28 protein-coding genes and 1 tRNA gene are annotated in these 24,376 nt (G+C 65.6%); 16 read left to right on the top strand and 13 right to left on the bottom strand.

Annotated elements, in window-relative coordinates:
* Positions 1-35 precede the first annotated feature (35 nt).
* Positions 36-665 (top strand): TetR/AcrR family transcriptional regulator, encoded by a 630-nt coding sequence (locus tag ACNQR1_RS06900; RefSeq protein WP_418044989.1) that lies wholly within the window; start codon positions 36-38, stop codon positions 663-665.
* An 8-nt stretch (positions 666-673) separates the two neighbouring features.
* Here ACNQR1_RS06900 and ACNQR1_RS06895 read toward each other — a convergent pair whose 3' ends face one another.
* Positions 674-1,387 (bottom strand): M15 family metallopeptidase, encoded by a 714-nt coding sequence (locus ACNQR1_RS06895; protein WP_418044987.1) that lies wholly within the window; start codon positions 1,385-1,387, stop codon positions 674-676.
* 136 nt (positions 1,388-1,523) lie between these two features.
* Here ACNQR1_RS06895 and ACNQR1_RS06890 point away from each other — a divergent pair, with 136 nt between their 5' ends.
* Entirely contained in the window at positions 1,524-2,741 is a 1,218-nt protein-coding gene (locus ACNQR1_RS06890) for a DUF6973 domain-containing protein (protein ID WP_418044985.1), read from the top strand.
* Positions 2,742-2,743: 2 nt separating this feature from the next.
* Positions 2,744-3,202, top strand: a complete 459-nt coding sequence (locus ACNQR1_RS06885; RefSeq protein ID WP_418044983.1) for a hypothetical protein — start codon at positions 2,744-2,746, stop codon at positions 3,200-3,202.
* 246 nt (positions 3,203-3,448) lie between these two features.
* On the opposite strand, the gene ACNQR1_RS06880 is transcribed toward ACNQR1_RS06885, so the two are convergent.
* Genes ACNQR1_RS06880 through ACNQR1_RS06860 form a run of 5 tightly spaced genes read right to left on the bottom strand, consistent with a single transcriptional unit; the run spans position 3,449 to position 8,202 of the window.
* Positions 3,449-4,675 carry a hypothetical protein gene (locus tag ACNQR1_RS06880; RefSeq protein ID WP_418044981.1) on the bottom strand — a complete coding sequence of 409 codons (1,227 nt, stop codon included), beginning with the start codon at positions 4,673-4,675 and terminating at the stop codon, positions 3,449-3,451.
* A complete protein-coding gene (locus ACNQR1_RS06875; RefSeq protein ID WP_029110361.1) occupies positions 4,665-5,108 on the bottom strand; it encodes a carboxymuconolactone decarboxylase family protein in 444 nt (147 codons plus the stop codon). The genes ACNQR1_RS06880 and ACNQR1_RS06875 overlap by 11 nt, the downstream gene beginning before the upstream one ends.
* Positions 5,109-5,118: 10 nt before the next feature.
* Positions 5,119-5,964, bottom strand: coding sequence for an NAD(P)-dependent oxidoreductase (locus ACNQR1_RS06870; RefSeq protein ID WP_418044979.1), 846 nt, complete (start codon positions 5,962-5,964; stop codon positions 5,119-5,121).
* Positions 5,961-6,713: an SDR family oxidoreductase gene (locus tag ACNQR1_RS06865; protein WP_418044978.1), complete on the bottom strand. Its 753-nt coding sequence runs from the start codon at positions 6,711-6,713 to the stop codon at positions 5,961-5,963. The genes ACNQR1_RS06870 and ACNQR1_RS06865 overlap by 4 nt, the downstream gene beginning before the upstream one ends.
* Before the next feature lie 19 nt (positions 6,714-6,732).
* On the bottom strand, positions 6,733-8,202 hold the full coding sequence (locus ACNQR1_RS06860; RefSeq protein ID WP_418044976.1) for an aldehyde dehydrogenase: 1,470 nt from the start codon (positions 8,200-8,202) through the stop codon (positions 6,733-6,735).
* A 188-nt stretch (positions 8,203-8,390) separates the two neighbouring features.
* Between ACNQR1_RS06860 and ACNQR1_RS06855 the strand changes: the two genes are divergently transcribed.
* From ACNQR1_RS06855 to ACNQR1_RS06815, 9 genes are all read left to right on the top strand, one after another.
* Positions 8,391-8,999, top strand: a complete 609-nt coding sequence (locus tag ACNQR1_RS06855) for a TetR family transcriptional regulator (RefSeq protein ID WP_418044974.1) — start codon at positions 8,391-8,393, stop codon at positions 8,997-8,999.
* Positions 8,999-10,210, top strand: a complete 1,212-nt coding sequence (locus ACNQR1_RS06850; protein WP_418044972.1) for a cytochrome P450 — start codon at positions 8,999-9,001, stop codon at positions 10,208-10,210. The genes ACNQR1_RS06855 and ACNQR1_RS06850 overlap by 1 nt, the downstream gene beginning before the upstream one ends.
* 19 nt (positions 10,211-10,229) lie before the next feature.
* Positions 10,230-11,057 carry an SDR family oxidoreductase gene (locus tag ACNQR1_RS06845; protein WP_418044970.1) on the top strand — a complete coding sequence of 276 codons (828 nt, stop codon included), beginning with the start codon at positions 10,230-10,232 and terminating at the stop codon, positions 11,055-11,057.
* 2 nt (positions 11,058-11,059) lie between these two features.
* Positions 11,060-12,412, top strand: a complete 1,353-nt coding sequence (locus ACNQR1_RS06840; protein ID WP_418050302.1) for a cytochrome P450 — start codon at positions 11,060-11,062, stop codon at positions 12,410-12,412.
* A 5-nt stretch (positions 12,413-12,417) separates the two neighbouring features.
* Positions 12,418-12,624 carry a ferredoxin gene (locus ACNQR1_RS06835; RefSeq protein ID WP_418044968.1) on the top strand — a complete coding sequence of 69 codons (207 nt, stop codon included), beginning with the start codon at positions 12,418-12,420 and terminating at the stop codon, positions 12,622-12,624.
* Between the two features lie 2 nt (positions 12,625-12,626).
* Positions 12,627-13,166, top strand: a complete 540-nt coding sequence (locus ACNQR1_RS06830) for a nuclear transport factor 2 family protein (protein WP_418044967.1) — start codon at positions 12,627-12,629, stop codon at positions 13,164-13,166.
* A 92-nt stretch (positions 13,167-13,258) separates the two neighbouring features.
* Positions 13,259-14,392: an NDMA-dependent alcohol dehydrogenase gene (locus ACNQR1_RS06825; RefSeq protein WP_003879847.1), complete on the top strand. Its 1,134-nt coding sequence runs from the start codon at positions 13,259-13,261 to the stop codon at positions 14,390-14,392.
* 103 nt (positions 14,393-14,495) lie between these two features.
* The gene (locus tag ACNQR1_RS06820) at positions 14,496-14,921 is read left to right on the top strand and encodes a nuclear transport factor 2 family protein (RefSeq protein ID WP_418044965.1); all 426 of its coding nucleotides are present in this window, start codon (positions 14,496-14,498) and stop codon (positions 14,919-14,921) included.
* 29 nt (positions 14,922-14,950) lie between these two features.
* The gene (locus ACNQR1_RS06815) at positions 14,951-15,778 is read left to right on the top strand and encodes an SDR family NAD(P)-dependent oxidoreductase (RefSeq protein ID WP_418050301.1); all 828 of its coding nucleotides are present in this window, start codon (positions 14,951-14,953) and stop codon (positions 15,776-15,778) included.
* Here the strand turns inward: ACNQR1_RS06815 and ACNQR1_RS06810 are convergent.
* Entirely contained in the window at positions 15,775-16,095 is a 321-nt protein-coding gene (locus ACNQR1_RS06810; RefSeq protein WP_418044963.1) for a hypothetical protein, read from the bottom strand. The genes ACNQR1_RS06815 and ACNQR1_RS06810 overlap by 4 nt on opposite strands.
* Before the next feature lie 112 nt (positions 16,096-16,207).
* Between ACNQR1_RS06810 and ACNQR1_RS06805 the strand changes: the two genes are divergently transcribed.
* Positions 16,208-16,624 carry an HIT family protein gene (locus tag ACNQR1_RS06805; protein WP_418044961.1) on the top strand — a complete coding sequence of 139 codons (417 nt, stop codon included), beginning with the start codon at positions 16,208-16,210 and terminating at the stop codon, positions 16,622-16,624.
* Here the strand turns inward: ACNQR1_RS06805 and ACNQR1_RS06800 are convergent.
* Together ACNQR1_RS06800 and ACNQR1_RS06795 are read right to left on the bottom strand one after the other, a co-directional pair.
* Entirely contained in the window at positions 16,584-18,017 is a 1,434-nt protein-coding gene (locus ACNQR1_RS06800) for a sensor histidine kinase (protein ID WP_418044959.1), read from the bottom strand. The genes ACNQR1_RS06805 and ACNQR1_RS06800 overlap by 41 nt on opposite strands.
* Positions 18,018-18,047: 30 nt before the next feature.
* Positions 18,048-18,767 (bottom strand): response regulator transcription factor, encoded by a 720-nt coding sequence (locus ACNQR1_RS06795; protein WP_418044958.1) that lies wholly within the window; start codon positions 18,765-18,767, stop codon positions 18,048-18,050.
* A 96-nt stretch (positions 18,768-18,863) separates the two neighbouring features.
* On the opposite strand from ACNQR1_RS06795, the gene ACNQR1_RS06790 reads away from it, so the two are divergent.
* From ACNQR1_RS06790 to ACNQR1_RS06780, 3 genes are all read left to right on the top strand, one after another.
* Positions 18,864-19,679, top strand: a complete 816-nt coding sequence (locus tag ACNQR1_RS06790) for a hypothetical protein (protein ID WP_418044956.1) — start codon at positions 18,864-18,866, stop codon at positions 19,677-19,679.
* A 27-nt stretch (positions 19,680-19,706) separates the two neighbouring features.
* A tRNA-Thr gene (locus ACNQR1_RS06785) sits at positions 19,707-19,781 on the top strand.
* 39 nt (positions 19,782-19,820) lie between these two features.
* Positions 19,821-20,225, top strand: coding sequence for an HNH endonuclease (locus ACNQR1_RS06780; RefSeq protein ID WP_418044955.1), 405 nt, complete (start codon positions 19,821-19,823; stop codon positions 20,223-20,225).
* A gap of 197 nt (positions 20,226-20,422) precedes the next feature.
* Here ACNQR1_RS06780 and ACNQR1_RS06775 read toward each other — a convergent pair whose 3' ends face one another.
* The 4 genes from ACNQR1_RS06775 to ACNQR1_RS06760 form a co-directional block, all read right to left on the bottom strand.
* On the bottom strand, positions 20,423-21,568 hold the full coding sequence (locus ACNQR1_RS06775) for a 1,4-beta-xylanase (RefSeq protein WP_418044953.1): 1,146 nt from the start codon (positions 21,566-21,568) through the stop codon (positions 20,423-20,425).
* 91 nt (positions 21,569-21,659) lie between these two features.
* Positions 21,660-22,361, bottom strand: coding sequence for a cutinase family protein (locus tag ACNQR1_RS06770; protein WP_418044951.1), 702 nt, complete (start codon positions 22,359-22,361; stop codon positions 21,660-21,662).
* A 99-nt stretch (positions 22,362-22,460) separates the two neighbouring features.
* Positions 22,461-23,036 (bottom strand): M15 family metallopeptidase, encoded by a 576-nt coding sequence (locus ACNQR1_RS06765; RefSeq protein WP_418050300.1) that lies wholly within the window; start codon positions 23,034-23,036, stop codon positions 22,461-22,463.
* Positions 23,037-23,071: 35 nt separating this feature from the next.
* A complete protein-coding gene (locus ACNQR1_RS06760; protein WP_418044949.1) occupies positions 23,072-24,217 on the bottom strand; it encodes an acyltransferase family protein in 1,146 nt (381 codons plus the stop codon).
* Positions 24,218-24,376 lie beyond the last annotated feature (159 nt).

The raw sequence follows: 24,376 nt of genomic DNA, 5'->3' as shown, positions 1-24,376 counted from the left end.
GCCGGTTGATCCGGCGGTTGTTCTAGGATTCGCCCATGCGAACGCACGGGTGGTCCGGCTCGGCGCCGGCCAGCGACGAGGAGGCGATTGCCCGCATCCTCGTCGCTGCCGGCAACGCCATCGACGAGCGGGGCGCGGACTTCTCCATCGCCGACGTCGCCCGCACCCTCGGCGTCACCCGCCAGACCGTGTACCGCTATTTCCCGAGCACCGACGCCCTGCTGGTGGCGTCTGCGGTGCATGCGGCCAGCGATTTCCTGGACCGCGTGGCCGCCCACGTGCAGGGAGTCACCGACCCGGTGGAGGCGGTCGCCGAAGGTATCGCCATCGCGCTCGACTGGCTCCCCAAGGACAAACGCATCGGTTTGCTGGTCGCTCCCGGTCGCGCCGACGTGCACACCGAGTCGGTGACCTCCGATGTCGCGGTCGACTTTGCCCGCGCGCTGCTGCGCAAGTTCGACGTCGACTGGGCCGGCCTCGGTTACACCGACGCCGAGCTCGATGAGCTCGCCGAGCACCTTCTCCGCATCATCCAGTCTTTCGTCATCGACCCGGGACGCCCGCCACGCACCGGCGAGGCACTACGCAGCTACCTGCGCCGCTGGGTCGGTTCCGCCGTGGTGAGTGGGCATCTGGCGGCCGAGCGGCCGTCCGCGGGGATCTAGACCGGCAGTCAGCGTCGCTCGAAATGCTGATAGTCGACCGGGTCCCGCCAATGCCCACCCCACTTCCAGCCACGCTCGGCGAAGGTCCGCACCACCACGTCACCGGCACGGATCATTCCCTGATCGGTGCGGGTGCGGTCCAGGTACGCCCGCGCGGTGATCGGCTGCAGATCGCCGGAAGCCGAGATGTACGGGTTGACCAGGGGGTTGATGTCGACCGCATGACCGTAGGCATGCAGTGACCATGATCCGCTCGGCAACGGCCGGCAATTGAACGCCGAGGTGTTGTTGTCCTGCATGGACAGCTCGTCCTCGGCGCGCGGATAGTGGTCCACCGTGCGCATCTTCGCGATCGGGAATCGCACCGAATACAGGCTCTCGAAGATTGCGATCACATCGCCGACCGCATCTCGGTTCACCACCAGCTCACCGCGATGCGACCGGCCGTCAAAACCGAGATAAGACAGGGTGATTCGGCGGAGATCGGCGGGCGGTACCGGGCAACCCGGCCGCCACGAGGCCCCCAGCGCTGCCGCGTCCACCGGCTGCACGCGCGGGCGTTGCTCCGGCCTGGCACCGGACTGCGGGGTCTGCGGCACGCCGATCGGAGTCCTCGGCGCCGTCACCGAATCCGGCGCACCACCTGCACACCCCAGCAGGCATCCGGCGAGCAAGCCCGCCACCAGGGCACATTCGCGGACCTTTGAGACGCCCACCCTCATGACTCTAGATCGCGCAACCGGCCGATCGGACGGCAGTGTGGAGCCTCCTCGCCCGTGGTCGACGGAGAATTGGCGCCCGAGCGGCCGTTTGCCGGGACTTAGACTTGAGCTGTCGATTGAGCTGGGGCGGTGAAGCATGGGGGCACTCGACGCCTTCCACACAACGTGGTCGCAGGCGCGCACCACGTTCGGTGAGGGTGCCCCGACAACGGGCGACGCGTTCGACGGCAGCGCGCAGCTCCGCGAGATGCAATCCACCATCGAGTCCGCAGCGCCCGACGACCGATGGCAGGGCACGGCCTCGCAGGCCTACGCCGCCATGAACGCCGAACATGCCGCCGTCTACGGCAAGCTCGCCGATCTTGATCAGCGCATGGCTGCCGAAGTCAGCCGGGCCGCCGAGGTGGTCAGCGCTGGTCGGCAGAATCTCGAGCACACCCAGAGTTGGATCGCCAGCATGGACGCGTCGATACCGCCGGGCAAGACCGGCGAGATCATGCGAGTGATCCTCGCCAGCAAGGGAATCGGCCATATCAACGATGTCATCACGCAATCGACTGGAGACATGGGTGATATCGGTCGACGCATCGAGGACATCCGCAAGGAATACGACGCGCTTGCCGGCGAGAAGGCGGGCGCCGGTGTGCCGGAGTTGCCAGAAGGCGAACCGCCGCCGGTTGATCCACTCGACGAGCTCAAGCGCAAGTACCAGGTCGACGAGGATCCCGATGGCGCCTTCGATTGGGAACCCGCCTGGCCGCTGAGTATTGGCACCGATCCGAAGCACGTCACCGCCACCGAGGCACGGATGCTCGAGAAGCTAAGTCCGGCAGCCCTCTGGGACCTCAATCAAACCAAGAAGGCCGCTGAAGAAGAGGCAATAGAACGGTTCCCACCGCCGCGAAGCCCTGAAGACACCGCCGACAATCACACTGACGCATTCCGGCACGCGTACTGGAACGCCCTGATGACGCAGCGATTCGGCGAGGAGTGGACTCGCGACTTCGCGACTGCACACGAACGACTGCCCAACAACCCCGCCACAGCTGAGGCCATGGATCTGCACAACAATGAGGTCGGACGGAATATCGCATCGGCTAATCCCGATGCCACGCCCGCACAGTTGGCAGACCTTGTAGAACAAGCCGTACGAGGAGGCGACACGGTCGTGGTCGCGCCCAACAGCGACGGGGAGAAACTTGCCTGGAGCGATACCGTCAAAGAAGGCGAAGCCGGCTACACGTCCAAATCCACAGTGCCCGGTCAGGCTCCGACTCCTACCGGTACCGGACCTGGCGGAGTCTACGACCCCGGCGAGCCGGGAGGCTACGGAACATCAGCAGGAGGGTACTGAGTATGACCGGATTGTCAGCAGTACGCGTCACCGTTTGCGTGTTGCTGCTGTGTATCTCTCTGACCAGTTGCGATCTGGCCAGACAGGCGATGAGGCAGTCAATGGATATCGACTACAACGACCAGAAGCTCAACGATGGCCTGGAAAACCTTCTGCACCAAAAGAAGACCGGCCGACTCAGCGAGTTCACCAGCTGGGATTGGGACGAGGTGCATCTGTTCCACGAACACTCCCGACGTGACTTCATCGAGGAAACCGTCGGCGCACCGGTGATCAAGAATGATTTCTACGATTCCAAGGCCAGCCTGCTGATCTTCGAACTCAACGGAGAACCGGTCAAGGCCGCAGGAATTAGCGGCGACTACTTGCGCGGTGCGGATCTCCGGGTGACCTGGCCGACCGACGTGGTACTGCGACCGGAGGGCGGCGGCTACCTGACGCTCATGATGCCGCCGAGCTAGCGCGGGCCACTCTGGTTGGTACCTACGATCCTGGCGAGCCGGGAGGCTACGGACCACCGGGTGATCTACCCGGCCGATGTGGTCCTGAAGCCCTCGGGCGGTGGGACTCCCCTGCTGACAGTGCCCCACGAGCTGACCCTGGATCGCAGCACGAACACCGCCCGGTCAGAGGGGAGGTCTGGGGATGTGGGTTCCTGGCTTCCTGCCACCCGGGACCCGTGCACCCCATCACCACGCGTGTAGAACTCACACCACGGTGAGCGGCAATGACTTCCGAGGCTCGAACTCGAACGACGCGCCACCGCTGAACTTCACCACGGCGACCTCACCGAGCTCCTTTGCCGCGGTGTCGGTTTCGATGATGCGGGCAGTCCACTCCTGATCGCTTCCGCCGACCTCCACGTCCAGGTGCGGGTCGATCGCCTGCACGATGGCCTGCAGCGGCCGCACCTCAGACGGCGTCACGAGCGACGCCCAGGCGCCGTCCTGGTGTGCCGGTGAGCGGCGCACCGTGATGACATCAGGGCCGAACTCGGTGTCCACGTACGCGACCGGGTTGAACAGCGGATGCAGTTCGGCCACCTTCACCGCACCCTCGATACCGCCCGGCAGGCCAAGGGCCCGGTGGATGCGCTCGGCACCGATCCCGGCGACCCCGATCAGCTGCTTGGTGCAGATGTCGGTGGCCAGCGCCGTATCGGCGCCGGCGCGGGCACCCACCGTGATGACGAACGACAGGTTCAGCAGGTGCATCTGCAGGCACACCTCGTCGGCCATCCGGACCAACGCCGAATGGGAGAACGAGGCGAAGTCGAAGTCGGACACCAGCGGTCCGGAGTAATCGGAGGCTCCCTCGTCCGACTCGTCGATCGGGTCGAGTTCGAGCTGAGCCGCCTTGGTCCGCCACATCACCTCCAGTGCAGGCAGATCCGGCACGTCGGGGTAGGACTCGTCGATCTTGACCGTCCAGGCGCAGTGCGGGTGCCGGTCCGACGGCACCCGCGGGGGGCGGTGGATGGGCCGGATCTGTGCCTTGCGGTTGGTGGCCAGCGCGGTGGCATCGAAGGTGGGGTCCTCGATGTCGTGGCACATGCCGCGCACGTACTCCTCGCCCATCGGCTCGACATCGAGCAGGGCGCCGCAGTGATCGAGATAGAACTCGCCGTTCCAGCGGTCGTGGATGATGTAGCGGAAATCCATGAACTGCGGTGGCGCGCCGATGTCGAGCTGAAGGCCCTTGAAGATGGTGATGACGTCGACGCCCTCGTACTTCAGCGCCCTCTGCATCCGTTTGGTGTAGATGGGGCTGGCAGCCATCCACTCTTCGATGGCGATCTGGAGCATCGCCTCCCGGCCGAAACTACTGATGCACCAGGCCATCCCGGATCGGTCGATCAGCTGACCCATGAGCAGCAGCTCAGGCACCAGCTTGACCAGCTGGTCGTGGGTCAGCGAGGCATACCTACTTGTCATCGAGCTCGCTCCCGGTATTCATCTTGACTGCGGCGTTGACGTTGGCGCGCCGGTCCTCGTCAAGCCCCTTCTCGGCGGCCTTGCGCCGCTTGGCCACAACCTTGGACACCGTGCCGTTGAGGCCCGAACCGAGGGGGAAGCCGAGGTACTGGGTGAGGAAGATGGCAATGTCCTTGAGCTCTTCCTCGGTGAACTCACCGTTGAGCAGCGCGGCATTGACCTGGATCTCGGCGAGGTCCTGCGAGCCGACCGCGGTCACCGCCGACAGCGTCATCAGCCGCTTCTCCCGCATCGACAGTCCGGGCTTGCTCCAGATGGTGCCGAACAGGTGATCAACCGTCAGATCGAAGTACGGATCCCCTTCGATGTTCGGCATCTCCCAGCCGTAGACCTCGTTCATCTTGGCCAGGCCCTTGGCGCGCAACTCGTCCATCGAAGTTCTCCTAGTCGTTCTTGTGCGGTACGCCGAGGCCGTCGGCCAACCTCTGCAGGGCCACCTGGGCCAACGGGAGATCCACTCCCACAACGTCCCCCAGGCCGATGGCCAGGCTCAGATCCTTCTCGCCCAGCCCGCGTGTGTGGGTGAACGCGTCGTAGAGCCAGTGGTCGGGTGTCAGCTCAGCCATGTTGTCGCGCACGATGATGGCGCCGGGCCCGCTGGTCAACACATCGGTATGACGCACCACCCGGCCCAACGCGCCCAGATCCAACCCGGCCGCCTCGGCCAGTTTCATCGCCTCGCACGCCGCGGCGTAGGAGGTGAAGGTCAGCATGTTGCGGGCCAGCTTCATCCGTGTTCCGGCACCCGGCTCACCGGCGTGGATCACCATCGAGCCGAACTGCTTGAGCGCCGGCTTGATCCGCTCGTAGACGGCACGGTCGGCGCCGACCATGATGGCCAGCTCGCCCTTCTCGGCGGCCGCACCGCCGCCGCTCACCGGGGCGTCGACGATGTGGATGCCCTGCGGCTCGTACTGCTCGGCGAGCTCGGCCGCGGTGGTGTCGCTGATCGTCGAGTGGATCACGATCACGGTGTCCGGCTTGACCTTCGGCGCCAGATCCGCGATCACCGAACGCACCTGCTCGTCATTGAGCACCGTGATGCTGATGATGTCCGCATCGGCGACACCTGTGACGTCGTCCGCCAACGTGGCGCCGAGATCCCCGAACGGCTCCATGGATTCGGCGCGCACATCGAACACCGTGAACCCGCCCGGCCAGTCGGCGAGGCGCTTGGCCATCGGGGCACCCATGTTGCCCAGGCCGATGTAGCCGTATCGCTGTGTCATGACCGGATGATCTGTCCGCCGTCGACGTTGAAGATCTGGCCGGTGATCCACTTGGCCTGATCGCTCAGCAGGAACAGGCACATCCCGACCAGGTCCTCCGGCTGACCCATGCGGGACAGCGGGATTCCCTTGACGATGTCGTCCACCATCTCCTTGGGCGTGGTGGTGCGGTTGGCCTCGGTGTCGATCGGGCCGGGCGCGATGGCGTTGATGCGGATGTTCTGGCCGCCGAGTTCACGCGACAGCTGCTGGGTGAGGCCGTTGATGCCGACCTTGGCCAGACCGTAGTAGTTCGCGTAGAGCCAGGCCGCGGTCGAGGACTGGTTGACGATCGCGCCGCCGCCACGCTTGGCCATCTTGCGGTACACCGCGCGGGTGCACACCAGCGCACCGTCGAGGTTCACGCTCATGAACTTCTTGTAGTAATCCCAGTCGACGGTGAGCAGGAAGTCGAGCTTCATACCGCCGAAGATCGCGGCGTTGTTGACCAGGTAGTCGATGCCGCCGAACTCCGAAAGCGCCTGCGCTGCCATGTCCTTGGCCGAGTCGATGTCGGAGACGTCGACCCGCACCGCGAGCGCGTTGCCGCCCTCACCCTTGATGCCGTCGGCGACCTTCGCCGCGCCCTCGGTGTTGATGTCGGCCACCACCACGGCGGCACCCTCGCGCGCCAGCGCCTCGGCGTAGGCCTGGCCGATACCGCCGCCGGCCCCGGTGACGATGGCCACCTTGTTGTCGAACTGTCCCATCGAAGATCTCCTCAGTCCTCTAGTTCGCGAGCGTCGCGACGCACTTGATTTCGGTGTATTCCTCGAAGCCGGCCAGGCCCATCTCGCGGCCGACTCCGGACTGCTTGTATCCGCCGAACGGTGCATCGGCCGAGTACCAGATGCCGCCGTTGACGTTGACGGTGCCGACGCGCATCCGAGCGGCCACTGCCTGTGCGCGAGCGTCGTCGCCGGAGAACACGGTGCCGGACAGGCCGTACGGCGAGTCGTTGGCGATCCGCACGGCGTCATCGTCGCCGTCGTGGGCGATGACGGTCAGCACCGGCCCGAAGATCTCCTCGCGGGACACCCGGGCGTTGTTGTCCAGGCCGGCGATCACGGTCGGCTCGATGAAGAATCCGGTGTCCAAGTCCGCGGGACGCCCGCCACCGCAAGCGAACCGGCCGCCTTCCTGCAGCGCCAGGTCCAGGTAGGACTGCACCCGGTCGCGCTGACGGGCCGAGATCAGCGGGCCGCACACCGTGCGCTTGCTGTTGGGGTCGCCGGGCTTGATGCCGCCCAATGTCGCCGCTGCAGCCTCGACAGCCTCGTCGTAACGGGCCCGCGGCACGACCAGGCGGGTGGTGATCGCACAACCCTGACCGGCGTGCATGGCAACGGTGAAGGCCGCCATCGAGCAGGCCCCGGCCAGGTCGGCGTCGTCGAGAACCAGGAAGGCCGACTTGCCACCGAGCTCCAGGAACACCTTCTTGAGTGTGAGCGCCGCATCGGTCATCACCGCACGTCCGGTGGCGGTCGAACCGGTGAACGAAACCATGTCCACCCGAGGGTCTTTGGACAGCAAGGCGCCCACAGCGTGATCGTTGGAGGTGACGATGTTGATCACGCCGGCCGGGAAGTCGGTCTGCTCGGCGATGATCTGGCCGACGGCCGCGGCCACCCACGGGGTGTCCGGGGCCGGCTTGAGGATCAAGGTGTTGCCCGCGGCCAGCGCCGGGCCGACCTTGGCGAGGTTGATCTGGTGCGGGAAGTTCCACGGGGTGATCGCCCCGACGACACCGACTGCCTCCCGCGCGATCTTGCGGTTGGTCGGGATGCCCTGCGGGGTGGCGTAGCCGAGATCGGTTGTCCACTCATAGTTCTCGGCGGTGTCGGCGGAGTAGGCCAGGTCGTCGATCGGACCTTCCAGCTGCGCACCGGCGGTGAGCATGCGTGGAGCGCCCACCTCGGCGATGGTCAATTCCCGCAATTCCTCGATGTTTTCGCGCAGCGCATCACGCAGCTGGCGCAGGCAGCGCACCCGCAGTGCGGTGTTCGTCGACCAATCCGTGTCGTCGAACGCGCGGCGGGCCGCTTCGATGGCATTGCCCATGTCCTCGGCGTCGGCGTCGGCGGCAACACCGAGCACCTCCTCGGTGGCGGGGTTGACGGTCTCGAATACTCCGCCGCGCCCGGCGACGAGCTTGCCGTCGATAAGCAGTTGACTCTGGCGATCGGCCAGTACCGGCATTGGTGAACTCCACTTCACGAATTCTGGACAACTGTCCGGCTGTCTCGTCTCGAACGATAGCCGCAGACAATGTCGGGCCGCAAGGCCGCACTCGATCGCGCCTCATCCGATACCGGAATTCGCAGTTCATTGTGGTCTTTGACGATCCATACTTGCTCAACCTCGACATCGTCGGATAACTTGGACATGTGTCCAGCGATGCGGTGTCCGCAGTCACAGAACCAGCTCCGGAGCCAGACAAGGAAGCCCCGCGCAACCGGCGGCAGGAAGAGACCTTCCGCAAGGTCCTGACTGCCGGAACCGAGATGTTGCGCGAATCGTCCTATGCCGATCTGACGGTGCGCGCGGTCGCCGCGCGCGCCGGGGTCGCACCGGCCACGGCCTACACGTACTTCTCGTCGAAGAACCACCTGATCGCCGAGATGTACCTGGATCTGGTCAGCCAGTGCCCGTACTTCACCGACGTGAACGACTCCAGGACCACCCGCGTCGACAAGGCCTTGCGCGCGTTGACCCTGGTTGTCGCCGACGAGCCCGAGGTGGCGGCTGCCTGCACCACAGCGCTGCTGGGCGGCGGCTCCGACCCCGCGGTACGCAAGGTGCGTGACCGCATCGGCGCCGAGATCCACAAACGCATCCGATCAGCCGTCGGGCCGGATGCCGATTCCCGTATCGTCTCCGCCCTCGAGATGACGTTCTTCGGCGCGCTGGTCAATGCCGGCAGCGGCGCCTTCACCTACCACCAGATCGCCGATCGGCTGACCTATGTCGTCGGCCTCGTCCTGGGAGAGCACTGATGAGCTTGGACATCGTCAAACCGATCCTCGACCCGTACGACTACGAATTCCACGAGGATCCGTACCCCTACTACCGCCGGCTGCGCGACGAGGCGCCGCTGTATCACAACGAGGAGCTCAAGTTCTGGGCGTTGTCGCGACACAAGGACGTGGTCGCCGGTTTCCGCAACAGCGTCACACTGTCCAACAAGCACGGCGTGTCCCTGGATCCGATCTCCCGCAATGACGAAGCCCACCGGGTGATGTCGTTCCTCGCCCTCGACGATCCCGGCCACCTCCGGCTGCGCACTCTGGTCTCGAAGGGATTCACCCCGCGGCGTATCCGCGAACTGGAGGGCCGGGTCACCGAGATCGCCCACCAGCACCTGGATACGGCCCTAGAGATCGGAACGTCCGGCTCCATCGATTTCGTAGACGATTTCGCAGGCAAGCTGCCCATGGACGTCATCTCCGAACTGATGGGCGTGCCGGACGAGGACCGGGTTCACATCCGGGCGCTTGCCGACGGTGTCATGCACCGTGAGGACGGTGTCGCCGATGTCCCCGAATCCGCGATCGCCGCCTCCGGGGAACTGCTGGTCTACTACGCCGACATGGTGAAGCAGCGCCGCAAGAACCGCACCGACGACCTGACGTCGGCACTGGTGGAGGCGGAGATCGACGGAGACCGGCTCACCGACGACGAGATCATGGCCTTCCTGTTCCTCATGGTGGTGGCGGGTAACGAGACGACCACCAAACTCCTTGCCAACGCCGCGTACTGGGGCTTCAAGAATCCCGGCCAGCTGGCCCCAGTGTTCGACAACCATGCCTTGGTCGTGCCGTGGGTCGAGGAGACCCTGCGCTATGACGCCTCCAGCCAGATCCTGGCGCGACTGGTCACCGAGGACCAGACGTACTACGACACCACGGTGCCCGCCGGCGATGTGCTGGTGCTGCTGATCGGCTCGGCGAACCGAGACGAACGCGTCTTCGAGAACCCCGACGAATACCGGATCGATCGCGAGATCGGCCCGAAACTGGTGAGTTTCGGCAGTGGCGCCCACTTCTGCCTCGGCGCGCATCTGGCGCGCATGGAGGCCCGGGTGGCACTGACCGAGTTGTTCAAGCGAATCCGCGGATACGAGGTGGACGAGGCCAACGCCGTCCGCGTCCATTCCAGCAGTGTCCGTGGATTCGCTCATCTCCCGATGACCGTCCAGCTCCGCTGAGCCTGAAAGGCCTCGTTACATGCCTCGTTTCGAACCCCTACCCGACCGCCGACCGGCACTGGTTGCCGGAGCCTCATCCGGAATCGGTGAGGCCACGGCGATCAAACTGGCGGCCAACGGATTTCCCGTCGCACTCGGCGCCCGCCGGGTGGAGAAGCTCCAGGAGATCGTCGAGAAGATCCGCGCCAACGGCGGTGAAGCCATCGCGGTACATCTGGACGTCACCGATCCGGATTCGGTGAAGGCCGCCGTCGAGCAGACCACCTCTGAGCTCGGCGATATCGAGGTGCTGGTCGCCGGGGCCGGCGATACGTACTTCGGCAAGCTCGACTCGATCAGCACCGAGCAGTTCGAGTCCCAGATCCAGATCCACCTGATCGGCGCCAACCGGGTGGCCAGCGCGGTGCTGCCCGGCATGATCGAACGGCAGCGCGGCGACCTGATCTTCGTGGGTTCCGATGTGGCACTGCGGCAGCGGCCACACATGGGCGCCTACGGTGCGGCCAAGGCCGCCTTGGTGGCGATGGTGACCAACTACCAGATGGAACTGGAAGGCACCGGCGTGCGCGCGTCGATCGTGCATCCGGGCCCAACCAAGACCTCGATGGGCTGGAGCCTGCCTGCCGAGCTGATCGGTCCCGCACTAGAGGATTGGGCCAAGTGGGGCCAGGCCCGCCATGACTACTTCATGCGGGCCTCCGACCTGGCCCGCGCCATCACATTCGTCGCGGAGACCCCGCGCGGCAGTTTCATCGCGAACATGGAGCTCCAGCCCGAAGCTCCGCTCGCCGATACCAAGGACCGCCAGAAGCTCGCCCTGGGCGAAGAAGGGATGCCGGAGCAGTGACGATAACCAAGGAAGTACAACGGGTTTCCGGCGGCGAAGAGGAACACGGCCACCTCGAGGAGTTCCGCACCGACCCGATCGGTCTGATGTGGCGCATCCGCAACGAGTGCGGGGACGCCGGCTGGTTCCAGCTGGCCGACAAGCAGGTGATCATGCTGTCGGGGGCCGAGGCCAACGAGTTCTTCTTCCGCTCCAGCGATGCCGAACTCAACCAGGCCGAGGCCTACCCGTTCATGACCCCGATCTTCGGCGAAGGCGTCGTGTTCGACGCCGACCCGGAGCGCCGGGCGGAGATGCTGCACAACACCGCGCTGCGCGGTGAGCAGATGAAGGGCCACGCGGCGACCATCGAGAACGAGGTCCGCCGAATGATCGAAGGATGGGGCGAGAGCGGGGAAATTGATCTACTGGAGTTCTTCGCCGAGCTGACCATCTACACCTCGACGGCCTGCCTGATCGGCCTGAAGTTCCGCAATCAGCTCGATTCCCGGTTCGCCAACTACTACCACCTGCTGGAGCGCGGCACCGATCCGCTCTGCTACGTCGACCCCTACCTGGACATCGAGAGCTTCCGGATCCGCGACGAGGCCCGGGCCAACCTGGTGGCGTTGGTGCAGGAGGTCATGGACGGGCGGATCGCCAACCCGCCGACGGACAAGAGCGATCGCGACCTGCTCGACGTGCTTGTATCGATCAAGGACGAGGAGGGCAATCCGCGCTTCTCCGCCAACGAGGTCACCGGCATGTTCATCTCGCTGATGTTCGCCGGGCACCACACCAGCTCGGGAACCTCGAGCTGGACGCTGATCGAGCTGCTGCGCAACCCGGAGTTCTACGCCAAGGTGCAGAACGAGCTCGACGAGCTGTACGCCGACGGCCAGGAGGTGAGTTTCCATGCGCTGCGCCAGATTCCGAATATCGACAACGCGCTCAAGGAGACCCTGCGCCTGCATCCGCCGCTGATCATCCTGATGCGGGTGGCCCAGGACGAGTTCGAGGTCGCCGGTTTCCCGATCCACAAGGGTCAGATGGTGGCCGCCTCCCCGGCCATCTCCAACCGGATCCCCGAAGACTTCCCCAACCCGGACGCGTTCGATCCCGATCGCTACGTCAAGCCGCGCCAGGAAGATCTGGTCAACCGGTGGACCTGGATCCCGTTCGGCGCCGGCCGGCACCGCTGCGTGGGTGCCGCGTTCGCCCAGATGCAGATCAAGGCGATCTTCTCGGTTCTGTTGCGCGAGTACGAGTTCGAGATGGCGCAGCCCGCTGATTCCTACCGCAATGACCACTCCAAGATGGTTGTCCAGCTGGAACGGCCGGCGATGGTCCGCTACCGCAAGCGAGTGAAGGACTGACCCCAATGGGGTGCTACCGCGTAGAACTGGACGAGGATCTGTGCCAGGGCCATGCCATGTGCGAGTTGGAGGCGCCTGACGTGTTCAGGGTGCCCAAGCGTGGCGTCGTCGAAATCCTCGACCGCGAGCCACCCGACGAACTCCGCGATGCCGTCGAGATGGCTGTCGATATGTGTCCCACCCGCGCTCTATCCATCACAGAAAAGGAATGACAATGGCGTCACGTGACGAGCTCGAAGCATGGTCCGACCGCTGGCTGAAGGCCAACCAGGAGGCCGAGAAGGCCGGTGACTGGAAGCCGCTGGCCGACTTCTACACCGAAGATGCCACCTACGGCTGGAACATCGGGCCCAAGGAAGACGTGATGTGCGTCGGTCGCGACGAGATCCGCGACGTTGCGCTGGGGCTGGAGATGGAGGGCCTGGAGAACTGGGTCTACGAGTACCAGCGGGTGCTGATCGACGAGAAGCAGAACGAGATCGTCGGATTCTGGAAGCAGATCGCCAACAAGAGCGACGGCAGCAAGGACGAGATCTACGGCATCGGTGGTAGCTGGTTCCGCCTCAACGATCAGCTGCTCATCGAGTGGCAGCGGGATTTCTTCGACTTCGGCCACGTCCAGAAGGCGTTCCTGAAGCTGATCGAGTCGGGAGACCTGACCCCCACCATGCAGAAGCGCATCGAGCGTTCGCTGGCCGGCGAGAAGCTGCCCGGCTATTACCCGCTCGGCGAGGCTCCCGTCAAAATCTGGTAGTTCCCGGCCAAGCAGTTGCTTGGGGGTGGGTGTGACCCACGCAACTAATGGCTCTAGTCTGTGGTCAACGGCTCTAGTGGAAGGCACACGCGATGAAGACCAAAGGCGCTCTCATCTGGGAGTTCAACCAACCGTGGACGATCGAGGAGATCGAGATCGGTGACCCCGTCAAGGACGAGGTCAAGATTCAGATGGAAGCCTCGGGCATGTGCCATTCCGACCACCACCTGGTGACCGGAGACATCCCGATGGCAGGTTTCCCGGTGCTCGGTGGCCACGAAGGCGCCGGCATCGTGACCGAGGTCGGCCCGGGCGTCGACCACATCCAGCCCGGCGACCACGTCGTGCTGTCGTTCATCCCGTCCTGTGGTGAATGTCCGGCTTGCCAGGAGGGTCTGCGTAACCTGTGCGATCTCGGCGCGGGCCTGCTGGCCGGCACCGCCGTGTCCGACGGCACCCATCGCATCCACGCCGTCAAGAACGGCCAGCCCGTCATCCCGATGACACTGCTGGGCACGTTCAGCCCGTACATGGTGGTGCACAAGAGCTCGGTCGTGAAGATCGATCCGTCGATCCCGTTCGAGGTGGCCTGCCTCGTGGGCTGCGGTGTCACCACCGGCTACGGCTCGGCCGTGCGTAGCGGTGACGTCCGCCCCGGCGACGATGTCGTCATCGTCGGCGTCGGCGGCGTCGGCACCGGCGCGCTGCAGGGCGCCCTGGCCGCCGGGGCCCGCAACGTCTTCGCGGTGGATCCCGTTGAGTTCAAACGGGACAACGCGCTCAAGTTCGGCGCCACCCACGCCTACCCGGACATCTTCTCGGCGATGGCCGGGGTCGCCGAGGTCACCCAGGGCCGGATGGCGCACAAGACGATCGTCACCGTCGGTGAGCTCAAGGGCGAGGACATCGACCACTACATGAACATCACCGCCAAGGGCGGGACCGTGGTGGCCACCGCGGTCGCCAACATGGCCAGCAACGACGTGAAGCTGAACCTGTCGATGCTGACGCTGCTGCAGAAGCGCCTGCAGGGCACCATCTTCGGCGGCGGCAACCCGCATCACGACATCCCGCAGCTGCTGAGCATGTACAAGGCAGGCCGGTTGAACCTCGACGACATGGTCACCCGGCAGTACAAGCTCGAGCAGATCAACGACGGCTACGCCGACATGCTCGAAGGTCGCAACATCCGCGGCGTCATCCGCTACACCGATGCCGACCGCTGACCAACCGACAATTCGCGTCGAATGTCACGCCAGCGTGGCTCTCACCATCGAGAGTCACGCCAGCGTGGCATTCGGCGTATAACCACCACCCGCCAGGAGCGCCATGACCGAGACAACCACTGAGACACCCGTCGTCCGCGCCTCCCGATCGTCGTGGAAATGCGTGCAATCCGGTGACCGCGAGGGCTGGCTGGCCCTCATGGCCGATGACATCCTGGTCGAGGACCCGATCGGTGAGGCCGTCACCAATCCCGACGGCACCGGTGTGCGCGGCAAGGAAGCCCTCGGTGCGTTCTACGACGCCAACATCGGCCCCAACGAGCTGACCGTCACGTGCGAGGAGACGTTCCCGTCCAGTTCGCCGAACGAGATCGCCTACATCCTGGTGCTGCGCACCAAGTTTCCCAACGGGTTCACCGCCACCGTGCGTGGTGTCTTCACCTACAAGGTGAACGACGCGGGGCTGATCACCAACCTGCGCGGCTACTGGAACCTGGAAGCCATGGTCTTCGCGCAGGAAGAGAACTGACCGGCGCACCGCTCGCCGGCCGCGGCGCGATCGTGGTCGGCGGCACCCGCGGCATCGGCCTGGCAGTAGCCGAACTGCTGGCCGCCCAGGGTGCGCGAGTGGTGGTCAACGGTCGCGACCTGGAGGCTGCCACAGCTGCCGCCGAATCCATTTCCGGTGTGGCCCATGCCGGTTCACCGGCCGACCCGGCCGTCGCCGACGCGCTCGTCGATACCTGTGTGGCCGAGTTCGGCCGCGTCGACATCCTGGTCAACTGCGCCGGAACCGCCGAACCGGCCGGCTCCTCCATCTTGAATGTCACCAGTACCGAATTTCACGAGCTGCTCGACGCACACCTGGGCACGGTGTTCGAGACCTGCCGTGCGGTCGCGCCGAAGATGGTGGCCCAAGGGAGCGGCGCCATCGTCAACACCAGTTCCTTCGCCTTCCTCGGCGATTACGGCGGCAGCGGCTACCCGGCCGGCAAGGGCGCGGTCAACGGGTTGACGCTGGCCATCGCCGCCGAGCTCAAGGAGCACGGAGTGCGGGCCAACGTGGTGTGCCCGGGTGCCCGCACCCGGCTGTCGACCGGATCGGATTACGAGCGGCACATCACCGAACTCAACCGGCGCGGGCTGCTCGACGACGTCAGCCTGCAGGGCGCGCTGGACGCGGCACCGCCGGAGTACGTGGCCCCGACGTACGCCTACCTGGTCAGCGATGCCGCCCAGGATGTCACCGGCCGCATCTTCATCGCCGCAGGCGGGTTCATCGGCGAATTCGCCCGACCCTCAACGGGTTTCATCGGGTACCGCGACCACCACAGCACGCCGCCGTGGACACCGGCCGAGTTGCACGAACTGATCGGCAAGAGTTAACCGCAGAAGCCCCGGCCGGATCGACCACCGCGCGACGGCTGGCGCCCCGGCCGGGTAGCCGGGCGACGCGTGTGGACGGCAGGAAGGTTGAACGGGCGGTAGTAGGTGAGCACCACGCGGTCCTCGCCCCGCGGCGACGGAGTGCAGGAATGGAAGGTCCACCCGTGGGGACCACGCTCGGCAACCTCAGGATGATCGACGATCTCCCACCAGTTCTCGGCGAGCACGTCCAACTCGATCCACTCGAAGAGACCCGGTTGACGGTCCGACACGGCTGGGTCGTCACCGTCGGCTTCCCACTTGACGGCGTCGGTCACGAGGCATTCGCCCTTTCACGCAAGATTTACTAAGCCCTACTAGTCAACCTGGTGGGTGCTCACCCGCGCAACGAGATCGGCGTCTCATTCGGCGCTCACTATGCTCGTCACCATGGCATCCGTCTTCACCAAGATCATCAACGGAGAACTGCCCGGGCGATTCGTCTACGAAGACGATGAGATCGTTGCGTTCCTGACCATCGCGCCGATGACACAGGGCCACACCCTGGTGGTCCCCCGAGCCGAGATCGACAACTGGCAGGACGTCGAGCCCTCGGTGTTCGGCCGGGTGATGGAGGTCTCGCAGCTGATCGGCAAGGCCGTGTGCCAGGCCTTCGGTGCGCAACGTGCCGGCGTGATCATCGCCGGCCTCGAGGTGCCGCACCTGCATGTGCACGTGTTCCCGGCCTACAACCTGACGGACTTCGGCTTCGCCCACGTCGACAACAATCCGTCGGCCGAATCCCTCGACGCTGCACAGGCGAAGATCAAAGCCGCGCTGGCAGATCTGCAATCCTCGGCAAGCTGACGGTGAACCGGCAGCCCTGACCGGGCGCGGTGGTGACCTTGACCGTGCCGCCGTGGGCCAGCACCAGGGAGTGCACGATCGAAAGGCCCAGTCCGGTACCGCCGCTCGCGCGGGTGCGTGAGGTGTCTGCGCGGTAGAACCGTTCGAACACCCGTCGTGCGTCGTCCTGGCTCATGCCGGGGCCTTCGTCGCACACCTCGATGATGGCGTGGTCGTCGTCGGTACCGACGCGAACCGTGACCCCGGCGGTCTCGGGGGTGTGCTGCACCGCGTTGGCGACCAGGTTGCTCAGCACCTGACGCAACCGGGCTTCGTCGCCGAGCACCTCCGGGGTCCCGGGGCCGTCGAACACCTCCATACGAACCCGACGGTTCGGGGCGATCGACTGCGTGTCGTGCACGGCGTCGGTGGCCAGCGTCAGCAGGTCGACCCGATGCTGATCCAGCGGCCGCTGCGCATCCAAGCGGGCCAGCAGCAGAAGGTCCTCGACCAGCAGGCCCATCCGGCGGGACTCGCTTTCGATCCGGCCCATCAGCATCTCGACGTCGCGGGCGGCTCCCTGGCGGTACAGCTCGGCGAATCCGCGGATCGTGGTGAGCGGCGTGCGCAGCTCGTGGCTGGCGTCGGTGATGAACCGGCGCATCCGTTCCTCCGAGGTGCGTGCCTGCTCGGCGGAGGCATCCGAGGACGCCACCGCCCGCTGGATCTGCGCGAGCATGCCGTTGAGCGCGGAGGACAGCCGTCCCACCTCGGTGCGCGGATCCCGTTCGGGGACACGGCGGTCCAACTGGCCGGCCGCGATGGCCGCGGCGGTTTGTTCCACTTCGACGAGCGGACGCAGGCTACGGTGCACGACGGCGTAGCCGACGATGCCGAGTACCAGCAGCACGACTGTGCCGATGCCCACCTGCGACCAGATCAACGCGCGCACCGACGATTGGACGTCGGACAGGTCGATCGCAACCGTGGTGCGTTCACCGTTCGGGCCCTGCACCGTCATGGCCCGCCACTGCACATTGGATTCGCCGACCGATTCGACAGTCACGGGCACGGGACCCACGTCATTGTCGTCGGGCAGCGACGGTTCTGCCTCCCGATCGTTGATCGCGATCCAGGTCCGGCCGTCCTGATCGACGCCGCGGACGTAGAAGTTCGACGGCGGGCGTGCCGGATTCGGACCTTCCAGGGGCGTCGAAGGCAGCTGGCGCGGCTCCTGGGCCCAGCTGTCCGCGGCGTCGAGAAGCGTCTGGTCGATGCGGCTGATCTCGGTGTGCCGCATGATCGAGGTCACCGCGACACCGGAAGCGAGCAACCCGCACGCCACCAGAACCAGTGCGGCGGCCACCAAGCCCACTCGCAGCGGCACACCTCGCCGCTCTACCCGGTCAAACACCCCAAAAGTATGCCGCCGACAGGCTGACCGTCAGCGTGGCTCGCGCAAAACGTAGCCGACACCGCGCAGCGTGTGCAGCAGCCGCTTGTCGCCGGTGTCGATCTTCCGGCGCAGGTAGGACACATAGGACTCGACGACGTTGACGTCACCGCCGAAGTCGTAGCGCCACACGTGGTCGAGGATCTTGGGCTTCGACAACACGGTGCCTGCGTTGATGATGAAGTAGCGCAGCAGGGTGAACTCGGTCGGCGACAGCGAGACCGGCTCGCCCGCCTTCCACACCTCGTGCGTGTCCTCGTCGAGCTCGATGTCGGCGAAGCACAGCTTGGCGCTGCGCGGTTCCTCGACACCTCGACCGGACCGGCGCAGGATCACCCGCAGCCGGGCCACGACCTCCTCCAGGCTGAACGGCTTGGTCACGTAGTCGTCGCCACCCAGCGTGAGCCCGGCGATCTTGTCCTGCAGGCTGTCACGCGCGGTGAGGAACAATGCGGGCGCGTCGATGCCGTCGGCACGCAGCCGGCGAAGCAGCCCGAAGCCGTCCATGCCCGGCATCATCACGTCGAGGATCACCGCATCGGGCCGCACTTCCCGTGCCTTGTCCAGGGCGGCCGCGCCGTTGGACGCGGTGTGAACCTCGAAACCCTGGAACTTCAAGCTGACGGACAGCAGCTCGACGATGTTGGCCTCGTCGTCGACGACGAGGATTCGGGCTTCGGGGACGCTCTCAGGAACTGCAGGCATGGCCATTCCCTGATGTTGATGGTGCCTCTTGAACTCAACCTGCATGCACGCTGTGCACTTCCTGTGAGTTTAGCTGTGACGCGGGTAACTACACTGACGCCCATGAACCTCGGCAAGACGCTGGTCCAGGTTGCTACCGCGCCCGTACGAATCGGGCTGGCCGTGGCCGACGCCGGACTCGGCATCGCCAACGAGACGCTCAACGCGGTGCAGCGTGGCATCTCGGACTCCAGCCCGCTCAACGGCAGGTCATCGATGGCCTCGCTGTTCGGCATCGACGATGCCGTGGAGCGCGCGAACCGGTTGGCACGCCTTCTCGACGACGACGCGCCGCTCGGTCGGGCACTGGCCCCCGACGGCCCGATCAACCGTTTGCTGCGCCCGGGCGGTCTGGTCGACCAGCTGACCGCCGAGGGCGGCATGCTGGATCGGCTGACGGCTGACAACGGGGCTGTGGCCCGAGCGGTGGCGCCCGGCGGGCTGGTGGATCAGGTCACCATGGAGGGCGGCCTGCTGGACCGGCTGACCACCGAGGACGGCGCGCTGTCCCGGGTGATCGCACCGGGTGGGCTGGCCGATCAGCTGCTGGCCAACGACGGGCTGTTCGAGCGGGTGCTGCGCGAGGACGGGGTGGCCGATCGCCTGCTCGCCGAGGGCGGCCTGCTCGACACCCTGACCGATCCCGACGGCCCGCTGCTCAAGCTCGCCGATGTCGCCGACACCCTGAATCGCCTGGCCCCCGGGCTGGAGGCCCTGGCCCCCACCATCGACGCGCTGCATGACGCGGTCATCACGCTGAGCCAGGTGGTCAACCCACTCAGCAACATCGCCGACCGCATCCCGCTGCCGCGCCGGTCTTCCCGGCGGAGCTCCCCGCGGCCGGTCACCTCGCAACGAATTATCGACGCCGACGACTGACCCGCTAAGCTAGGGCGCGTTCCACCCGCCTCCGTAGCTCAGTGGTAGAGCAACGCTCTTGTAAAGCGTAGGCCGTCAGTTCAATCCTGACCGGGGGCTCCACGGCGGATGGTTGTCGGTAGCAAGCCGTAGCTTCTGCGCATGAGGCAGTGCCGGGCTTGCGATTCACCGCTTTCGAAACGTAGCCAGAAGGTCTACTGCGGTAACGCGTGCCAGGCGGCAGCCCGCCGCGAGGCCATGACAGAGCTCTGGCTCGTGTCCGGCGAAGCCCGAGTCCGCGGCGAGCAAGGCAACTACATCCGGCTTTATCTCACCGAAGCTCAATCCGGCTGCTGCGCGATCTGCGGCGGAACCAGCACCTGGCAAGGGCTGTCCCTGACCTTGATCATGGACCACATCGACGGGAACCCGACGAACAACCGACGGGAAAACCTGCGTCTGGTCTGCCCGAACTGCGACTCGCAGCTGCCGACGTACAAGAGCCGCAACCGTGGCAATGGCCGCCATTTCCGCCGCCAGCGCTACGCCAACGGGCAGTCGTTCTAGCACTCACGACTCGTCGGCGATGTTCTCGTGACTCTCGTGCAGTCCCGGGCCCTCGGGATCCTCACCCCGACGGTCGAACTCGTCCTGCAGCTCCTCTTGCCCTTCGGTCACTTCGCGGGCATCTTTCGGTATCGGCCGCCCATCGTCACGTTGATCCATAACCCGTTGTGTCACCCGCATCGGCCGCGGCTAAACGCCTAGACCCGGGTTGTCAGCTTTCGCAGAGTTTGATATTCGGCGTCGCGATAGGGCCGCCCGTCCGGTTGCAACAGGTCGCTGAACCACACATTCGGAACCTTGGTGTAGGGCTTGTCCCACGAATCCCACGGGAAATAGGTCTGGGTCTTGCCGGCCACCAACCCCCAGCTATAGGCAGCGACGTTGTGCCGCTTGGCAACTGGCAGCACACCTTCGACCGTGCTGCCCTGGTCCCGGGCAAGGTACTCGGTGCACAGGATCGGCCGGCCCAGCGGAGCGAGTTCGGCGATGCGGGCCTCGAATTCGTCGGGGCCCGCGTAGGAGTGGAATGAGATGACGTCGGAGTTGTCGAGCTGGAAGCTGTCCATCGCACTTCGGCTGCCGCGATCCCAGCTGCCCTGCCACACACCGCTGGTCAACGGCTGCACGGGATTGACCGACCGCGCCCAGCCGAACACCTGCGGCAGCAGGCCACCGACGGCGTCGATCTTGTCCTTGCGTTCGACCTTGCGGTACTGCTTGGCGGGGTTGTCGGGCTCGTTCCACAGGTCCCAGCCCAGGACCCGGTTGTCATTGCGGAACTGGCTCATCACCCCGACGACGTAGTCACGCAGCACGGGGCGGTAGCGGGGGTCGTCGATGCGCTGCGCTCCCGGGCTCTGTACCCAGCCCGAGTTGTGCACGCCCGGTGTCGGGGCCCGTTGCGCCCCCACCTGAGGGTGCGGATCCCAGCACGAGTCGAAGAAGACGAACAGCGGCTTGATGCCCTGGCGCGCCGCGATCCCGACGAATTGGGCCAGCCTGCTTTGGAATCCGGCACGGTCCTGGGCCCACAGCAGATCGTGCAGGAAGACCCGGACGGTGTTGAACCCGAGCAGCCGGCACGCTCCCAGCTCGCTGTCGATGCGTCGCGCGTCATAGGTACCAGGCGAGAACATCTCGATCTGGTTGATCGCGTTCGACGTGATGAAGTTCGTGCCGACCAGCCAGCCCTGCGCCTGATACCACGCATTCGCGCGCTCGACCGGCCACTGGCCGGGCGCTGCGGTCGCCCGCGGGATCACGGGAAGAGGTGCGAGTACCTGAGGTAGAGCCGCTGCTGCTGCCAGTACCAGCGGGATCTTGAGGGCCGTTCGACGGTGCACTCAGTGAACATAGTGGCGCCCAGCAAATACCTCGGGTTCACGGATCACATTGCAACCATTGAGGTTTCATATCGTTATCAACTCGGCATCCTCAGAGCCGGCCCACAGTGAAATCGGCGGCCTGGCCAGGCATGCCGTTGAGCACGTACGCCGTGTGCGCGAAGTTGGGAACCCCGGCGGGTGTTCCGTCACAGATGGTGTCGCCGGGTTCGCACAGCTCGATGGTCTTGTCCTTGTATCGCGGGCCGATCACCATCTGCGGTGCGCCGATATCGCGCATGAACTCGTCGGACGGTGTCCCCAGTAGCACGACCGATGCCACGTGGTCGGCGACCTCGGGTGCCATGGGCTCGGGGATGTACTGCGCGTACTCAGCCGGGATGCCCGTGGGCACGGTGGCGGCGGTCGTGTAGCCGGCCACCACGGCGCCCTGGGAGTAGCCGCCAAGCACGACCTTCGTCTTGGGGCAGTCCCTGGCCGTCGCCTTGACGTGGTCGGACGCGTCACGGATGCCGTCGACGACTGTCCTGGCGAACTCGATCCGGTCACCGAAGTTTCCGCTGGCCTGGTAATTCACCGGGTACACCTCGACCGACCGCTCCCCGACCCGCGCACGCAGCGCGTCGACGAAGGACTGTCCCGGTCCGCCGACCCCCGGTGGCTCATAGGTGCCGCGGGCGAACACCACCTCGACGTCCGGGCACGGCTGCGCGGACGCGGCGGGCGCAGATGCAATCGGAATGGCGCAGGCGGCGATGAGCACCGCACCCTGGGTGAGCTTGACGACGTTCATATGGACTCCACGTCTGACGGACCGTGTTTGAACGTTTTCAGTTCCCCATGCTGACACATCCCAAACCCGGATGACAGCGTCTGCAAAGATCGCCCGGACCTATCCCAGCGGTACGTCGAGGTAGGGCCGCGGGTCGGCCGCACCCGGCCCGTCGAAATGCCACCACTCCCCCGAGTACACGGTCAGCCCGCCGGCTTTCATGGCCTCGCGCAACCGGGCCCGGTTGGCCTGGGCGGCCGGGCTGACCCCGTCGGTGGCGTAGGCCAGGCTGCGCGGGGTGAAGTCGTCGAACCCGGTGCCCATGTCCGCCCCGGCGATCGTCACGTCCACCGAGCGGCCCGCCTCGTGGCTACGCGCGTACGCGGACGGCCGGGCCACCCAGTTCGGGTTCGACACCACCTCGAACATCTTGACCTGTACCTCGTGCGGCCGATAGCAGTCCCAGAACACCAGCGCCTGCGGGCGCAGCGCGGCTGCCGCGGCCGCCAGCCCGGGGGCCATCGACTCGTGCACCAGACACGGTGCCCCCGGCGGGTAGAGCTGCCGGCCGACGAAGTTGTCGCTGGTCGCGTACCTCAGGTCGATCAGCGCGTCAGGGACGACCGAGCGCACGTCGACCAGCCCGGCCTCGGCCGCCGGCCGGGCGGACGCCGCGGGCACCGGAGCACAGACCATGACGGACAACACCAGCAGGCCGGCAAGAGTGCGTGTCACCGCGTCACCATGACATTCTCGCGCTTTTGCAGGGACCGTTCTGCCGCGCGCCGGTTCGTGAACCGCGCACCGATGCCGATGCACGGCTTCTCGATCCAGCGGTAGGTGACAAAACTGAATGCGGCGGTGCCTGCCACCACAAGGGTGTATCGCAGGATCTCGAGTGGGATCGAAAATTGGCCGGGCGTGATCGCGATATCGACTGCCGACCGGGCCAGGGGATGCAGGAGATACATCGAGTAAGCCCATGTCCCAAGCGCGACGAGCGGCCGGGAGCGAAGAATTCTGCTGACCCAGCGCGGACCGACGACAAGGCCCGGCATCAGAAGCACCACCGCGTAAGAGAACGGCACGTCCACAATTCCTGGGACGTCGACCAGAGCCTTCACCAAGATCGCGCCGACGAGGATGACCAGGAACACGCCGGGTCTCGCAAACTGGGTGACCAGGCGATACGACGTCGCCTTGAACATCAGCAGGGCAAGAATGCAGCCCAGGATCAGCGGGATGAATACAACCGAATAGTTCGAGGGCCAGACAACCCACGCTGCTGTCATCACCGCCGCGAGGCCGACGGCGAACCAGAGCCGAGCACGTTCGAAAACCGGAGCGATGAGAGCGAAGGCGACGAGCGGCCACGCCAGATAGAACTTCTCCTGTACCGCAAGGGTCCAGGTGTGGCCGAATGTCGCCCCGGACGCAAACTCGTTTTGGAAGGTCAGAAAGTACACAAACCGCTGCCACCAATTGCCGGGGTTCTCCGCCAATCCGGCCACTACGAGCCCGCTGAACAAGAAGAGGGCGAAGAAGTAGACGGGGAGCAGGCGGAAGGCGCGGCGGACGTAGAAGCTCTCCCAGTCGATGCGCGCACGCTCACTGTGTTCCCGAAGGAGCAGGAGAGTTATGAGAAAGCCGCTGTTGACGAAGAAGATCGGCACACCCGTACCCGGCACGTTGCCCCACATGGGATCGCGCATATGGCCGGCAATGACGAAGAGGATCGCCACCGCCCGCAGGCCGTCGATCTCCCTGATGCGGCCTTCGGCGCGGAACTGATCGAATGTCAGGCGCGGGCCGTGAAGTGCGGTTTGTACCAATCGGAGTGTCGCTGGGCGTCGTTCAGATGTCGTCGCCGATTCCATAAATCCCCTCAGTCGACGCTCAAGTCTAGAGGGGCGGGCATCAGGCCGACTGGTCGCACGACAACCAGCCCGGGGTGGAGCGGCAGCGAGCTACCGACCGACTACCCCCATCTTCATGCGGAAATGCCGCTCTCATCTTCAGACATATCGACTTCCGAT

It is taken from the genome of Mycobacterium sp. 48b (genome assembly GCF_048282725.1).
GTDB lineage: Bacteria > Actinomycetota > Actinomycetes > Mycobacteriales > Mycobacteriaceae > Mycobacterium.
Note: the sequence above shows the minus strand (reverse complement) of the source record. Positions and strands in the feature narration are given on the sequence as shown.

Coding starts and splice junctions, on each gene's coding strand:
- ACNQR1_RS06885 (WP_418044983.1), top strand. CDS start 2,744: ATGACCGGATTGTCAGCAGTACGCGTCACCGTTTGCGTGTTGCTGCTG.
- ACNQR1_RS06900 (WP_418044989.1), top strand. CDS start 36: ATGCGAACGCACGGGTGGTCCGGCTCGGCGCCGGCCAGCGACGAGGAG.
- ACNQR1_RS06770 (WP_418044951.1), bottom strand. CDS start 22,361: ATGAACGTCGTCAAGCTCACCCAGGGTGCGGTGCTCATCGCCGCCTGC.
- ACNQR1_RS06805 (WP_418044961.1), top strand. CDS start 16,208: ATGGCATCCGTCTTCACCAAGATCATCAACGGAGAACTGCCCGGGCGA.
- ACNQR1_RS06830 (WP_418044967.1), top strand. CDS start 12,627: ATGGCGTCACGTGACGAGCTCGAAGCATGGTCCGACCGCTGGCTGAAG.
- ACNQR1_RS06865 (WP_418044978.1), bottom strand. CDS start 6,713: ATGGGACAGTTCGACAACAAGGTGGCCATCGTCACCGGGGCCGGCGGC.
- ACNQR1_RS06870 (WP_418044979.1), bottom strand. CDS start 5,964: ATGACACAGCGATACGGCTACATCGGCCTGGGCAACATGGGTGCCCCG.
- ACNQR1_RS06780 (WP_418044955.1), top strand. CDS start 19,821: ATGAGGCAGTGCCGGGCTTGCGATTCACCGCTTTCGAAACGTAGCCAG.
- ACNQR1_RS06795 (WP_418044958.1), bottom strand. CDS start 18,767: ATGGCCATGCCTGCAGTTCCTGAGAGCGTCCCCGAAGCCCGAATCCTC.
- ACNQR1_RS06890 (WP_418044985.1), top strand. CDS start 1,524: ATGGGGGCACTCGACGCCTTCCACACAACGTGGTCGCAGGCGCGCACC.
- ACNQR1_RS06765 (WP_418050300.1), bottom strand. CDS start 23,036: ATGGTCTGTGCTCCGGTGCCCGCGGCGTCCGCCCGGCCGGCGGCCGAG.
- ACNQR1_RS06860 (WP_418044976.1), bottom strand. CDS start 8,202: ATGCCGGTACTGGCCGATCGCCAGAGTCAACTGCTTATCGACGGCAAG.
- ACNQR1_RS06895 (WP_418044987.1), bottom strand. CDS start 1,387: ATGAGGGTGGGCGTCTCAAAGGTCCGCGAATGTGCCCTGGTGGCGGGC.
- ACNQR1_RS06820 (WP_418044965.1), top strand. CDS start 14,496: ATGACCGAGACAACCACTGAGACACCCGTCGTCCGCGCCTCCCGATCG.
- ACNQR1_RS06880 (WP_418044981.1), bottom strand. CDS start 4,675: ATGACAAGTAGGTATGCCTCGCTGACCCACGACCAGCTGGTCAAGCTG.
- ACNQR1_RS06875 (WP_029110361.1), bottom strand. CDS start 5,108: ATGGACGAGTTGCGCGCCAAGGGCCTGGCCAAGATGAACGAGGTCTAC.
- ACNQR1_RS06850 (WP_418044972.1), top strand. CDS start 8,999: ATGAGCTTGGACATCGTCAAACCGATCCTCGACCCGTACGACTACGAA.
- ACNQR1_RS06760 (WP_418044949.1), bottom strand. CDS start 24,217: ATGGAATCGGCGACGACATCTGAACGACGCCCAGCGACACTCCGATTG.
- ACNQR1_RS06845 (WP_418044970.1), top strand. CDS start 10,230: ATGCCTCGTTTCGAACCCCTACCCGACCGCCGACCGGCACTGGTTGCC.
- ACNQR1_RS06825 (WP_003879847.1), top strand. CDS start 13,259: ATGAAGACCAAAGGCGCTCTCATCTGGGAGTTCAACCAACCGTGGACG.
- ACNQR1_RS06835 (WP_418044968.1), top strand. CDS start 12,418: ATGGGGTGCTACCGCGTAGAACTGGACGAGGATCTGTGCCAGGGCCAT.
- ACNQR1_RS06790 (WP_418044956.1), top strand. CDS start 18,864: ATGAACCTCGGCAAGACGCTGGTCCAGGTTGCTACCGCGCCCGTACGA.